Genomic DNA, 12,116 nt, shown 5'->3' with positions numbered 1-12,116 from the left:
AAGCGGATTATCGGGCGTCGTAGGCGGCCTGGGCGTCGAGCACCTGAGGCATCGACGCCTCCAGGTGGTGGATCAACGACAACAGCTTGACCGCCGTCTCACGGCCGAGCGGCGTGAGGCTGTAGTCGACCCGCGGCGGGTTGGTGTGCTGCGCCTCGCGGTGAACCAGCCCGTCCCGCTCCAGCGCCTGCAACGTCTGGGACAACATCTTCTCGCTGACCCCGTCGACACGGCGGCGCAGCTCGTTGAACCGCAGCGGGCCTGCGTCGAGCGCGCTCAGCGTCAGGCTGCCCCACCGGCCGGTGACGTGCTCCAGCGTGGGACGTGACGGGCACGCCTTCGCGAACACATCGTAGTCCATGAGACGAATTGTACCTGGTCAGAACGCTAACGGAAAGTAAGTGTGAGAGCTCTCCGCGTCAGGGAGAGCTCTCACCCGTCAGAACGGCCAGGTGGCGTTCCGGCCCGCTTCGAGAAGGGGCACAAGGCGGAACGTCGCGTCCGTAAGACCACCGAACTCGTGGCGGTTCGCCTTGCCGGTCGCGTACGCGGCGTTCTGGTACCCGCTCAGGTTGAACCCGTAGACCGGCACGTGCCGCGGCACGACGTCCGAGACGCCCCGCCCGTAGTGGCCGTCCATCGTCTGCATGTCCGAGATGATGAACACCCGGTCGTGCCCGCGGTACGAGCGCTTCAGCGACTCGACGATGGCGGTGCCGTGCCCGACCTCGCCGATCCGCGCGAGGAACCGGTCGATCTCGCGGAGGACCGACGCGCCGCGCGGGACGTCGTGCCGGAACGTGCCGTCCGCGAACCCGACCACGTCCACCTTCTCGCCCTTGGCGCCCAGCGCGACGCCGAAGACCGCGGCGGCCATGGCCGGCGTGACCTTCGAGTGCCGCGAGTACGCGCCGCCCGACATCGACGCCGAGGTGTCGATCAGGATCAGCGAGCGGCCCGGCAGTGCCGGCAGGTTCGCGAGCGACGCCTGCAGCGCCTGGTCCAGGGCGTGGCCCCAGCGCAGGCTCGGCGCCGCCTGGTGGGCGGACAGGAACCGGAACGGGAACTGCCGCGAGCGCGCGACCTGGCCGGGGTCGGCCAGGCGTGCCGCGACAGCCGCCGCGACCTCGTCGGACATGCCTGTCTCGTCGAAGTTCCTGAGGTTCCGCAAAAGCGACATGTAACCCATGGACGGTGCGAGTGCCTCCCACACCTCACGGGTCATCGGCCCCTGCAGCCACCCGGACACGGCCTCCCACGTCATCCCGGCCCCGCGCAGCACGTCGGCCGCGTCCGGGCGTGAGAAGAGCGCACGACGCTGCTCCACCGGCCACGCCATCAGCTCACGCCGTGCCGCGATCACGCGTAGCGACGCGGGAACGGCCGCGTCGGCCGAGCGGCGGTGGTCCAGGACGTACTGGAACAACTCGCCCTGCCACGGTGCGGCGGGCGTCGGGTGGGCGAGGTTCAGGACGTCGGGCATGCGGAACCCGCGGGCGTCGCTGTCCCACTTGAGGACGGCGCGCTCGTTGTACAGGCGTCCGAGGGCGTCGGAGATGCCACGCTTGAGAGGCTTCGGGATGCGGCGGCCGTGCTGGCCGGTCCAGTAGGCGAGGAGTTCGCCCGGCTCGTCGGCGCGCTGCAGGACGGAGGCGATGACGGCGCGGTTGGCGACGCCGGCGTCGGACTCCGCGGCGAGGCGGGCGTGGACGAACTCCGCGGCGCCGACCAGCGAGGCCGTGCGCATGTTCGCCTCGGTCCGCAGCCACTGCAGCAGGCGCGCGGTCCACTCCGGGTCTTCCAGCGCGGCCTTGCGCACGAGGTGGGCGTAGCGGTCGTCGCGGCGGCCGCTCGGCTCGTAGAAGGTGTTCTCGCTGCCCATGTTCGACACGGCGAGCAGGAACAGCTCGGACTTCGTGTCGCGCGCGTAGCCGGGCGCGCCCTCGTGGGTGACGCTCGTCGGAACCGCCGCCGTGGCGACAGGGCTGGTGCCCGCCGGACGTGCGCGGAAGATGTTGAACTTCGCCATCGGCTCTTCCCCCTCGGAACAAACAAAAGGGGAGCCCACAAACATCACATGTGCCCGAGATCAAGGTCGCGGAAGGAACGTGCTGCTCTGCCAGATTGAGCTACGACCGGTTTCCCGGCCGACGGGATTCGAACCCGCAACCTGCCCATTAAAAGTGGAAGTAGCCCTCTGCTTCGCACCGGACACATGTGAAGTTGTGTGCTCCCGAGATCAAACCGCAGAAGGAGTGTGGCCCTTGGGTGGACCATTCCTTGGAAGGGAAGTATCCCTCTGCTTCGCACCGGGTGCGATTCTATGCAACCACGCCGCGCCAGCGATTTAATTCTGGTCGGTGTGGAGTTTTGGACGCCCGAGATCAAATCGCCGAGGGTGACAGGCCCACCGGGGTGGGCTGAGACCGGCCGGAGCCGGCCTCAGGAGTCGAACCTGAGTAATCACCAGAAGTAACCCTCTGCTGCGCACCGGGCGCACTTGCAATACAACCACATCCCGCAACGGGTTTTTTAAGGCGCCGCCTTCACGAGCCGGCGCAACAGGTAGAAGAGGCCGACGGTGAGCAGGAATCCGACCGCGCTGATCATCACGATCTGTTCGACCGTGTCGGCCTGGGAGCCCGCGAACACGTAGGCGGCGCAAATCGGGATGGTCCCGATGAGCGTGAACGCCATGAAGGTCCGGAACGACACCCTGGACACGCCGGCGGACACCGACACCGTTTCCGCCATCATCGGGATTCCGCGCGCCACGCCGAAGAACCACGGCCCGAACTGACGGCCCCACCGCCGCATCTCGGTCAGTTCCTCGATGGTCACCACCCGGCGCACCAGCCACGGGCCCGCGAACCGCCCCAGGGCGTACCCTGCGGCGGAGGAACCCAGGGATCCGACGATCGCGAGTGCCAGCCCGAAGGGCAGGCCGAGTGCCGTTCCCGCCAGCACGATGAGCGGAGTGGACGGCACGGGCAGCAGCACGTCCACGACGAGCAGGGCGAAGATCGCCACCGCCGCCCACACCGGGTCGATGCCGCGCACCCACGCGACGACCCCGTCGAAGTCGATGAGGTCCAGTGCCTCGAACACGATCCAGCTCAGCAGCACGAAGCCGAGCACGACGGCCGGTATCCACTTCCACCGAACGCCCGTCTCATAACTCATCGGGTGATGGTCGCCCACGTAGATCCGCCGGACAATCCGCCAGTGGCGCAGGTTCCGCGAAGGGACACTCATGAGTGACGATCTCGTGCCTTTTCTCGGGCACTGGGTGCTCGATCCGGCACGCTCCGCATACGCCGGGGGTGATCCTCCGCGCTCCGGCCACCACGACCTGAGGCTCGACGGCGACCGCCTCGTCGTCTTGATCGAGGGCGTGCTGGGGTCCGGCGACCCGATCCGCACCGGGTACGCATTGGACCTCTGGCAGGACACGCCGATGAGCGTCGGCAAGGTCGACCGGGTGCGCACGGTCGTCGAGCCGCGCCGGTTCTGCACCATCGCGTACGCGGGCGCGCAAGCGGTTGCGCGGTCGTGGCGCATCCTCGGCCACCTCAACGAGATGACGATCGTCCAGTCCGCACCGGACCAGTTCGGCGTCTGGCGCGACGACGTTTCGGTCTACCGCAGGCAGTTCTAGGAGGAACGCGGCCGGAACACCGTCACCACGACGCGCAGGCCCAGCAGCACGCTGATGATCAGCAGGTTGTAGCCGAACACCTGGTACAGGCCGACGTCCTCGGCCACCTGCGGCCCGCTGGACGAGCCGAGCAGCAGCACCGCCATCACACCGGCCGTCGCGCCCAGGACGGTCAGCATCACCTGGTGCAGCAGGCCGGTGATGAACGACCTGTCGCGTTCGTCCGCGAACAGCCTCATGGACAGGCTCAGCCGGCCCTGTTCGAGCGCCCCGGTGATCCGGTCGACCCGCCGCGGCAGCCGGCGCAGCATCGGCAGCACGGCCTGCAACTCCTCGGCCATCGTCGCCCGCACCGACTCCGGCGTGAGCCGTTCGGAGATCTGCTCGGCGGCGAACGACCGGGACTCGACGACGATGTCGAAGCCCGGCGCGAGCACCGCCAGCGTGCCCTCCAGCGTCGCCAGCGCCCGGAACACGGCCGCGATCTCCGGCGGGATCCTCAGCCCGAACCGCGACACGATCAGGAACAGGTCGCCGAACATCTCGACGTCGTGCCGCGTGCCCGCGCCGAGGTGCCGGGCCATGAACTGGCCCAGCGTGCGCTCCAGCCGTTGCTCGTCGATGTCCTCGGGCCGTGAGGTGAGCTCCAGCAACGCGTCGGTGAGCCCGGCCGGGTCGCTGCGGTCGATCGCGAGCAGCAGCCGTTGCAACGCCGAGCGCAGTGCGGAGTCGATCCGCCCGACCGAGCCGAAGTCGAGCAGCCCGAGCCGTCCGTCGGCCAGCAGCAGCACGTTGCCGGGGTGCGGATCGGCGTGGAAGACGCCGTCCAGCATCACCTGGCGCAGCACGAACCGCAGCAACGTGCGGGCGAGGCCGACGTCCTCCGCCGCGCCGCGCAACGGCACGCCGTCGAGCCGGTCCATCACGAGCACGCGGGACGTCGACAGGTGGACGTGCGGCAAGCCGACGGACGAGTCCGACGCCGCCGCCACGGCCGTGATGTTGCGCGCCTCGATCTTGAAGTCGAGCTCCTCGCGCAACGCCGCCGCGAAGCCGGCCGCGAGGTCGCGCACGCCGAGCGCCGAGCCCCACCGCGTGCGCTGCAACGTCTCCGCGAGCCGCGACACGATGTCCAGGTCGCCCTCGGCCGTTGCCCGCACGTCCGGCCGTTGCACCTTCACGACCACCTCGGCGCCGGACTTCAGCACGGCCCGGTGCACCTGCGCGATCGACGCGGCCGCCAGCGGTTCGGGATCGACCTCGCGGAACGCGTCGAGCCCGACCTCGGCGTCGAGCACCGCCCGCACCTGCTCCCACCGGGCGGCCGGGACCTTGTCCTGCAGCAGGCTGAGTTCCTCGACGAAGTCCTCCGGCAGCAGGTCGGCCCGCGTCGACAGGACCTGGCCGAGCTTCACGAACGTCACGCCCGCGTCCTGCAGGGCGAGCCGCAACGACCGGGCGAGACCGGTGGAGGTCCGCTCGCGGCCGCGCAGGTAGGGGCCGAGGCCGTGCCGGAACGCGATCGCGGTGATCCGCGAGTACCGCCGGGTCCGCGCGATCCGGCGTCGCGCCATGCCCCACCACTCGGTCGGCGGCGGGATCGACCCGGTCGGGACGATGATCTCCGCGAACGCCAGCAGGGCGATCACGGCGAGGATGGAGATTCCGAGCTGGAGCGTCACCAGGCCCGTGGACGGCGTGGCGGTGGTCTCGCCGAAGGCGCTCTGGGCGATCGCCATCGCGAGCAGGCACGCCAGTGCCGTGCGGATCAGGCCGATGCGCAGGCCGAGGATGCGCCGCGCCGCCAGGGCCATGCCCAGGACCAGCAGCAGGAACGTGATCGGGAAGCCGATCGTGTAGACGAGGAAGTCCCCCATGGTCGAAGCCTAGGCAGGCTTCGCTGAGAGGGCGGGCCGGTCGCGAGAACCGGTGCGTTGCCGGTGTTCCAGCGCGACGGCGGCGTGCTGGAACACCGGCACGCGGTCCCTAGTAGTCGAAGACCTTGCCGGTGAACGCCCGCACGACGCACGGGTTCGAGTACACCTGCTGGAAGTCGATCCTCTTGTTGCGCCACTTGCCGCGCAACGTCGCCTTGGTCGGGTTCAGCTCCATCGTGCACATCGCGCCGGTCTCTTCCAGTCTGCGGAAGTCACCTTCGACGGGAGCGAGCTGGGCGCACGCCTGTTCGGCGTTGCGGTGCAGGCCGCCTGCGGGTTCGCAGTTCAGCTGCGTGGTGCTGAGCGCGCCCATCTCCGGCTGGAGCGAGAGCACCAGGCCGGAGGCGGGCAGGAGGGGCGCTGTCAGGGGCGTCGCGTGAGCCGTCGCGGGGATCAGCGGGGCGGCGAGCGCGAGACAGGCAAACAAGATTCGGGTCCTTGCCATGCCCAACACTCTGGCGCGGCAAGGACCCGGAATTCCAACCAACTGAGCGGTAAGCACCGGATCGTGTAAACCGCCGAAAGTGCGTGCAACTAGAAGCCGGTCGATTCCGTCCCGGCGAGTGCGGCGGCGACCTGCTTACCCACCGCGTCCATTCCCTTGGCATTCGGGTGAACCGGGAACGCGAGGCTCGTCGGGATGATGCCTTCGACCCACTTGTCCCAGGGTGCCGCACACGTATCGCGACCGGAGCTGATGTCGTACGGGTTCACGAACGTGGCGCCGGCGGCTTTGGCCTGGGCGCCCAGCATTCCGTTGAGGAGCTTCTGGACGTTGTCGAGGTACGGCACGTCGCCGCGGGAGATCGGGACGACCGGCCAGCAGCCGCCGGAGGACGGCAGGATCCTCAGGTAGCCCACGACCACGATCTTGGCCTTGGGGCTGCGCTGCTTGATGCCGGCGAGCACGGCGGCCACCTTGGCGGCGGTGGCGTCGACGCGCTGGGCCAGCGAGTCACCGTAGTTCGCCTTGCAGGGAGCGCCGTACGGGTCGAGCACGCTCTTGCCGGCGCAGGTCAGGATGATGTCGGAGAAGCCGATGTCGTTGCCGCCGATCGAGACGGTGACGAGGTCCGTGTCGGCTTTCAGGGCGGAGAACTGGGCCACCGACTGGCCGGGGATGCCCGATTGGACACCCGCCATGTCCTTGGTCTGGGCACCACCGCAGGAGATGTCGGTGAAGTTCGCGACGCCGAGCCTCTTCGCGAGGACCGACGGGTAGTTCTGGGTGGACTTGAAGCAGCTCAGCGGGTCGAGTCGTTGCAGGGGGATGAACGGTCCGGACACGAACGAATCGCCCAGCGAAACGTAGTTCCGGTACTTCGGCGCAGCGGTGGCGGTCGGCACCAGAAACGCTGCTATCAGGGTCGCCAGCAGGGAAACAACAGTCACTCGGCGCGTCATTGCTACCTCGTTACTGAAGAGTAGGAACGTAGGACGAAGGGTGACCGGACCATTGCGCAGTGTCAATCCCTCCACCAGGCTGGAACGATGACGGGGGTACGCAAAGCAGCGGCGGCGTCCGCGGTCGGTAACACGATCGAGCTGTACGACTTCCTGCTCTACGGCACGGCGTCGGCGCTGGTGTTCGACAAGATCTTCTTCCCGCAGTTCGACCCGCGCGTGGGCGTGCTGCTCGCGTTCGCGACGTTCGGCGCGGGTTTCTTCGCGCGGCCGCTGGGCGGCGCGGTGATCGGGCACCTCGGCGACCGGATCGGGCGCCGGTCGATGCTCGTGGTGACGTTGTCCGTGACGGGCCTGTCGACGGCGATGATCGGCCTGCTGCCGACGTACGCCCAGGTCGGCATCCTCGCGCCGATCCTGTTGGTGCTGCTGCGGATCGTGCAGGGCTTCTTCATGGGCGGCGAGCAGGGTGGCGCGTCCCTGATGGCCGTCGAGCACGCGCCGCCGGGCCGGTGGGGCTGGTACGGCAGTTGGGTGTTCATCGGGTCGCCGGTCGGGCTCGTGCTGGCGAACCTCGCGATGTACGCGTCGTCGCGTGCGTCCGGGGACGCGTTCCTGAGCTGGGGCTGGCGGTTGCCGTTCGTGTTCTCGGTCGTGCTGGTCGGGATCGGGCTCTACATCCGGCTGCGGGTGGCGGAGTCGCCGCGGTTCGAACGCGTGGAGAAGGCGCGGATGCCGCTCGCCGAGGTGCTGCGGGACCGGTGGCGCGTGGTGCTGCTGGGCGCCGGCGTGAACCTCGGTTTCACGATCTTCATCTACGTGCTGAGCGTGTTCATGATCGGGTACGGGCGCACGGCGTTGAAGATCTCCGCGGACGACCTGTTGATCGCGACCGTGGTGGGTTCGGTGGCGCAAGTCGTCGCGGTGCCTGCATTTGCCTTGCTGTCGGACCGCGTCGGGCGGTTGCCGGTGATGTTCGGCGGCGCGATCTTCCAGGCCGCGTTCGCGTTCCCGTTGTTCTGGCTCACCGACTCCGGCTGGTTCACCTTCGCGATGGTGCTCGGGTTCGTGGGCTCGGCGGCGTTGTTCGGTCCGTCCGCCGCCTACTTCGCCGAGCTCTTCCGGACGCGGGTGCGCTACAGCGGCGTGGCGCTGAGCTTCCAGCTCGGCGCGGTGCTGGGCGGCGGGCTCGCGCCGCTGGTCGCGCAGTCGTTGCTGCGCACCGGAACCTGGGCGATCGCCGTCTACCTGATCTGCGGCGCCGTGCTGTCCGGGGTGTGCCTGCTGGTGATCGGCTCAGCGCACGAGGCGGAGCCGGCGGGTGGCGAGTCCGACGCGCAGCCGCTGGCCCCAGCCCAGTCGTAGCGCGTCGCTCTCGATGCCGTCGCCGAACGCCACCAGGCCGTCGGTCTCGACGTCGATGGTGAGGGCCTGGTCGGTGATCTCGCCTTCGGTGTGGTCGATGCCGGTGGTGGGCGACGGCCAGGCCTCCCTGACGTACCAGACGAGCCGGGGTTCGGTCGGGGTGGGGAGCTGGATCGCGCTCCGGCGTTCGCGGTGGGCGGAGCCGCACCAGCCCGTCGAGCCGGTGCCGGTGCCGACGAGGATGCCGGACGACGCCTGGCGTTCCTGGCCGATGCGGTAGCGGCTGGTCTGGTGCGTCGGGTGGCCGACGTAGATCTCGTTGAGCGCGTGGAGGGTCTGGCCGTCGTCCGTCCGGGCCTCGACCATCGTGCGGTCTTCGGTGTCGTTCGTGCTGTGGAGGAGTTCCGCGGCGTCCTGCGGGGCGTGTCTCGCGAGCACGCCCCGGTCCGGGTTGATGCCGATGACGGGCTGGCCGGTCAGGTACTTGGCCACGTTGGCGACCAGTCCGTCCTGCCCGACGATGACGACCACGTCCTCGGGCGCGAACAGGAACCGCGACAGGTCTTCCCGCTCGACGACGCCGCGGCGCCAGTCCAGCGGGATGGCGGCGCTGACCTCTCCCAGCGCCTGCCGGGCCTGCTGGTCACGGTCCACCACCTCGTCCAGGGTTCGGTTGCGGGACTTGAGGAAGAACTCGACCTGTCCTCGCGTCCCGTGTCGTGCCAGCAACTCCGTCAGCTCGGTGCGCCGGTGCACCAGCACGATGCGCGGGGCGAGGCTCATCGCGCGAGCCGGTTCAGGATCGGCTGGATGATGTCCGGGGTCAGCGTGATGCTGCCGATCTCGGGCAGGTTGCCGGCGAGTTCCTTGGCCGCCAAGGCGTACAGGGTCTCCTGCGGAACTTCCTTGTAGGCGTCGAGACGTGCTTTCTCGCCTGCTGCTTCGGCTTCCGCGAGCTTGCGGATGCCTTCCGCCTTGGCGTCGTCGGCGATCCTGGCCGCCCTCGCGTGGTCTTCGGCCTGCCTGAGGGCGTTCGCACCTCGTTGCACCACCAGGAGTTCTTCCCGCTTGGCCAGTTCGATCTGGTTCTGGAGCTCGTTCTCGCTGATGGCCCGCTCGCGTTCGACGGCGATGGCCCGGCGTTCGTAGGTGGCCTTGTCGGCCTCCTGCTGGACCTTCTCGCGGACGGTCGTCTGGAGGGCCTTCTCCATGTCCGCGTCCGGGCGGATGGCGACCACGCGGACGTCGATGATCTCCAGGCCGATGTGGTCGGCCTTCAGGTTGTCCTTGACCTGCTGCTTGACGCGTTCGACGCCGGTCCTGATGGCCGTGTCGAGGTCCAGCGTGCCGAGGATCTCGAGGGCGTGCTGCTGGGTGCTCTCGGTGAGGGTGTTGGCGATCTGGCTCAGCGGGTCCTGGCGCCAGACGCCGGTGTCCGGGTCGATCGAGAAGTCGATCCGCTGCGTGGTGGTCTCCGGGGTGGTGCAGCGGTAGGTGGTGGTGAGCTGGACCGTCACGTCCTGGTGGTCCCGGGTTCTGGCGTGGAAGAGCATCGGGAGTTCGCGGTCGTCCACCGGGACCTCGCTGATCACGGCGGTTCTGGGGCGGAACCAGAAGCTCAGGCCCGTGCCCTCGTGGACCAGCTTGCCGTTCTTGACGTGCCGGACGTGGACGGTGGGGGTGCCGCGGAGGTGGCGGAGTCCGGGGTAGGTGCTGATGTCGGCCATGTCTTCGTCTCCTTATCGTCGTATTGACGATAAGTCTAGGGTGGGTGGGGTGTACTCGCCAAGTGATTTCCCTCCCTTCGCTGTGACGGTCGACCTGGTGGTGCTGACCGTGCGCGGGGACGAGCTGTGCGCGTTGCTGGTCAGGAGGGGTGAGGCGCCGTATCCGGGGGAGTGGGCGTTGCCCGGCGGGTTCGTCCTGGCCGACGAGTCGCTGGACGCCGCGGCCGCGCGGGAGCTGGTCGAGGAGACCGGCGTGGCCGGGCTGCACCTCGAGCAGCTCGGGACCTACGGGGAGCCTGGCCGGGATCCGCGGATGCGGGTGGTGTCCGTGGCCTACCTGGCGTTGGCGCCGGATCTGCCGGTGCCGGTGGCGGGAACGGACGCGGCCGCTGCCTCGTGGGAGCCGGTGTCGTCGGTGTCGTCGCTGGCGTTCGACCACGGGCGGATCCTGGCGGACGGCGTGGAACGGGCGCGGGCCAAGCTGGAGTACACCGGGCTGGGGGCTGAGTTCTGCGGCACCGAGTTCACGGTCGCCGAGCTGCGGCGGGTGTACGAGATCGTGTGGGGGAGTCCGCTGGACCCCCGGAACTTCCACCGGAAGGTGACCGGGGTGGAGGGGTTCCTGGTGCCCACCGGGGAGAGCACCAGTCGTGACGGAGGCCGGCCGGCCGCGCTGTACCGGCGGGGCGCGGCACGGGTGCTGCACCCGCCGCTGGCGCGCGCGGCCGGACCGTCCGCGGGCTGAGCAGCTGCCCGGAAGCCTGTCCGCACCGCCTGAGCCAGCTTCACGTTTCCCTGCCGCACGCGGGGACCTCACGTGCGGTCAGTGCGAACGAAAGCTCCCCGCGTGCACTTCGGCAACGTGAAGCAGGCTCGCGAAGGCGGCGACGACGGACAGGACTCCTGGGTTAGAGCTTCACCGCGTCGCCCGTCGCGGCCGACTGCTTCGCTGCCTCGATGACCTCCAGGCCCGTCACCGCGTCCTGCGGCGAGACCGGAGCCTTGCCCGCGGCCACCTGCGCGTAGAAGTCCTGGTACGCGCCCGGCTCGGTGCGGTGGGGCTTGCCGCCCAGCGTGCCCCACGCCTCCTCGGGTTCTTCGCCCCAGCCGGGGCCCGCCGGGGTTTCGCCTGCCTTGAGGCGGTCTTCCTGGAGGTCCATGCCGTACTTGACGTAGGCGGCGTCGTGGCCCAGCACGCGGAAGCGCGGGCCGAGGTCTGCTGCCAGCGCGCTCATCCAGAGGTGGGAGCGGACGCCGTTGTCGTGCGTCAGGGAGAGGAAGACGTCGTCGTCCGCCTTGGCGCCGGGGCGGACCGTGGCGATCTCGGCGTGGACCGAGGTCGGGCGGCCGAAGAGGGCCACCGACTGGTCCACCAGGTGGGTGCCCAGGTCGAACAGGATGCTGCCCAGGTCTGCCGGGTCGCCCGACTCCTTCCAGGAGGACTTGATCTCCGGGCGGTAGCGCTCGAACCGGGACTCGAACTTGTGGACCGCGCCCAGGGCGTTGTCGGCGAGGAGCTTGCGGACGGTCAGGAAGTCGCCGTCCCAGCGGCGGTTGTGGAACGGGACCAGTTGCAGGCCCTTGGAGGAGGCGATGGAGGCCAGGGCCCTGGCCTCCATCGCCGAGGCGGCGAACGGCTTGTCGACGACCACGTTGAGGCCGTGTTCGAGGACCTGGCGGGCGTGGGTCGCGTGGAAGCGGTTCGGGGTGGTGATGACGACCAGGTCGAAGCCGCCCTGCCAGACTTCGTCCAGAGAGGACAGGAGGCTGGCGTTCGGGTAGCGCTCGGCCACCTCGGCCTGGCGCTTCGGGTTCGAGGTGACCACCGCGGAGAGTTCCAGGCCCTGGGTTGCCTCGATGAACGGGGCGTGGAAGGCCGCCCCACCCAGTCCGTAGCCGACTAGAGCTGTGCGCATGCGATCAGCCTAAGCGTTCTCACCTGTTGGACGGGGTGTCGGAGGGACCGGGTGGAGCCCTACCTTCGTCTGCATGACCATGCCGCTGGTTAGCCGACGCCACGTGGAT

General features: G+C 69.2%; 12 protein-coding genes. 3 read left to right on the top strand and 9 right to left on the bottom strand.

The genetic code is table 11. From position 1 onward, the window contains the following. Positions 1–7 precede the first annotated feature (7 nt). The 3 genes from QSK25_RS32005 to QSK25_RS31995 all read right to left on the bottom strand — a co-directional run bounded on the left by QSK25_RS32005 (position 8) and on the right by QSK25_RS31995 (position 3,183). Complete coding sequence (locus QSK25_RS32005; protein WP_285643778.1) at positions 8–361, bottom strand: winged helix-turn-helix transcriptional regulator; 354 nt, start codon at positions 359–361, stop codon at positions 8–10. Between the two features lie 78 nt (positions 362–439). Next, positions 440–2,029: a TROVE domain-containing protein gene (locus QSK25_RS32000; protein ID WP_285643777.1), complete on the bottom strand. Its 1,590-nt coding sequence runs from the start codon at positions 2,027–2,029 to the stop codon at positions 440–442. A 503-nt stretch (positions 2,030–2,532) separates the two neighbouring features. Beyond that, entirely contained in the window at positions 2,533–3,183 is a 651-nt protein-coding gene (locus tag QSK25_RS31995) for a TVP38/TMEM64 family protein (RefSeq protein ID WP_285643775.1), read from the bottom strand. A 70-nt stretch (positions 3,184–3,253) separates the two neighbouring features. Between QSK25_RS31995 and QSK25_RS31990 the strand changes: the two genes are divergently transcribed. Continuing rightward, on the top strand, positions 3,254–3,658 hold the full coding sequence (locus tag QSK25_RS31990) for a hypothetical protein (protein ID WP_285643773.1): 405 nt from the start codon (positions 3,254–3,256) through the stop codon (positions 3,656–3,658). On the opposite strand, the gene QSK25_RS31985 is transcribed toward QSK25_RS31990, so the two are convergent. From QSK25_RS31985 to QSK25_RS31975, 3 genes are all read right to left on the bottom strand, one after another. Then, positions 3,655–5,535 carry an ABC1 kinase family protein gene (locus tag QSK25_RS31985; protein WP_285643771.1) on the bottom strand — a complete coding sequence of 627 codons (1,881 nt, stop codon included), beginning with the start codon at positions 5,533–5,535 and terminating at the stop codon, positions 3,655–3,657. The genes QSK25_RS31990 and QSK25_RS31985 overlap by 4 nt on opposite strands. Before the next feature lie 109 nt (positions 5,536–5,644). Next, on the bottom strand, positions 5,645–6,022 hold the full coding sequence (locus QSK25_RS31980) for an SSI family serine proteinase inhibitor (RefSeq protein WP_285643770.1): 378 nt from the start codon (positions 6,020–6,022) through the stop codon (positions 5,645–5,647). Positions 6,023–6,129: 107 nt separating this feature from the next. Continuing rightward, entirely contained in the window at positions 6,130–6,999 is an 870-nt protein-coding gene (locus QSK25_RS31975; RefSeq protein ID WP_285643769.1) for an SGNH/GDSL hydrolase family protein, read from the bottom strand. An 87-nt stretch (positions 7,000–7,086) separates the two neighbouring features. Here QSK25_RS31975 and QSK25_RS31970 point away from each other — a divergent pair, with 87 nt between their 5' ends. Continuing rightward, the gene (locus QSK25_RS31970) at positions 7,087–8,364 is read left to right on the top strand and encodes an MFS transporter (RefSeq protein ID WP_285643767.1); all 1,278 of its coding nucleotides are present in this window, start codon (positions 7,087–7,089) and stop codon (positions 8,362–8,364) included. Here QSK25_RS31970 and QSK25_RS31965 read toward each other — a convergent pair. Together QSK25_RS31965 and QSK25_RS31960 are read right to left on the bottom strand one after the other, a co-directional pair. Further along, on the bottom strand, positions 8,296–9,147 hold the full coding sequence (locus QSK25_RS31965) for an NAD(+)/NADH kinase (RefSeq protein ID WP_285643765.1): 852 nt from the start codon (positions 9,145–9,147) through the stop codon (positions 8,296–8,298). The genes QSK25_RS31970 and QSK25_RS31965 overlap by 69 nt on opposite strands. Further along, the gene (locus QSK25_RS31960; RefSeq protein WP_285643763.1) at positions 9,144–10,091 is read right to left on the bottom strand and encodes an SPFH domain-containing protein; all 948 of its coding nucleotides are present in this window, start codon (positions 10,089–10,091) and stop codon (positions 9,144–9,146) included. The genes QSK25_RS31965 and QSK25_RS31960 overlap by 4 nt, the downstream gene beginning before the upstream one ends. Positions 10,092–10,173: 82 nt before the next feature. On the opposite strand from QSK25_RS31960, the gene QSK25_RS31955 reads away from it, so the two are divergent. Beyond that, a complete protein-coding gene (locus QSK25_RS31955) occupies positions 10,174–10,836 on the top strand; it encodes an NUDIX hydrolase (protein WP_285643761.1) in 663 nt (220 codons plus the stop codon). A gap of 163 nt (positions 10,837–10,999) precedes the next feature. Here QSK25_RS31955 and QSK25_RS31950 read toward each other — a convergent pair whose 3' ends face one another. Further along, complete coding sequence (locus tag QSK25_RS31950; RefSeq protein ID WP_285643759.1) at positions 11,000–12,007, bottom strand: Gfo/Idh/MocA family protein; 1,008 nt, start codon at positions 12,005–12,007, stop codon at positions 11,000–11,002. Positions 12,008–12,116: the final 109 nt, after the last annotated feature.

Origin of the sequence: Lentzea sp. NBRC 102530, assembly GCF_030269365.1 — a bacterium.
Lineage (GTDB): Bacteria > Actinomycetota > Actinomycetes > Mycobacteriales > Pseudonocardiaceae > Lentzea.
The sequence above is the reverse complement of the archived record's forward strand: the minus strand, read 5'-3'. Positions and strand labels throughout refer to the sequence as shown.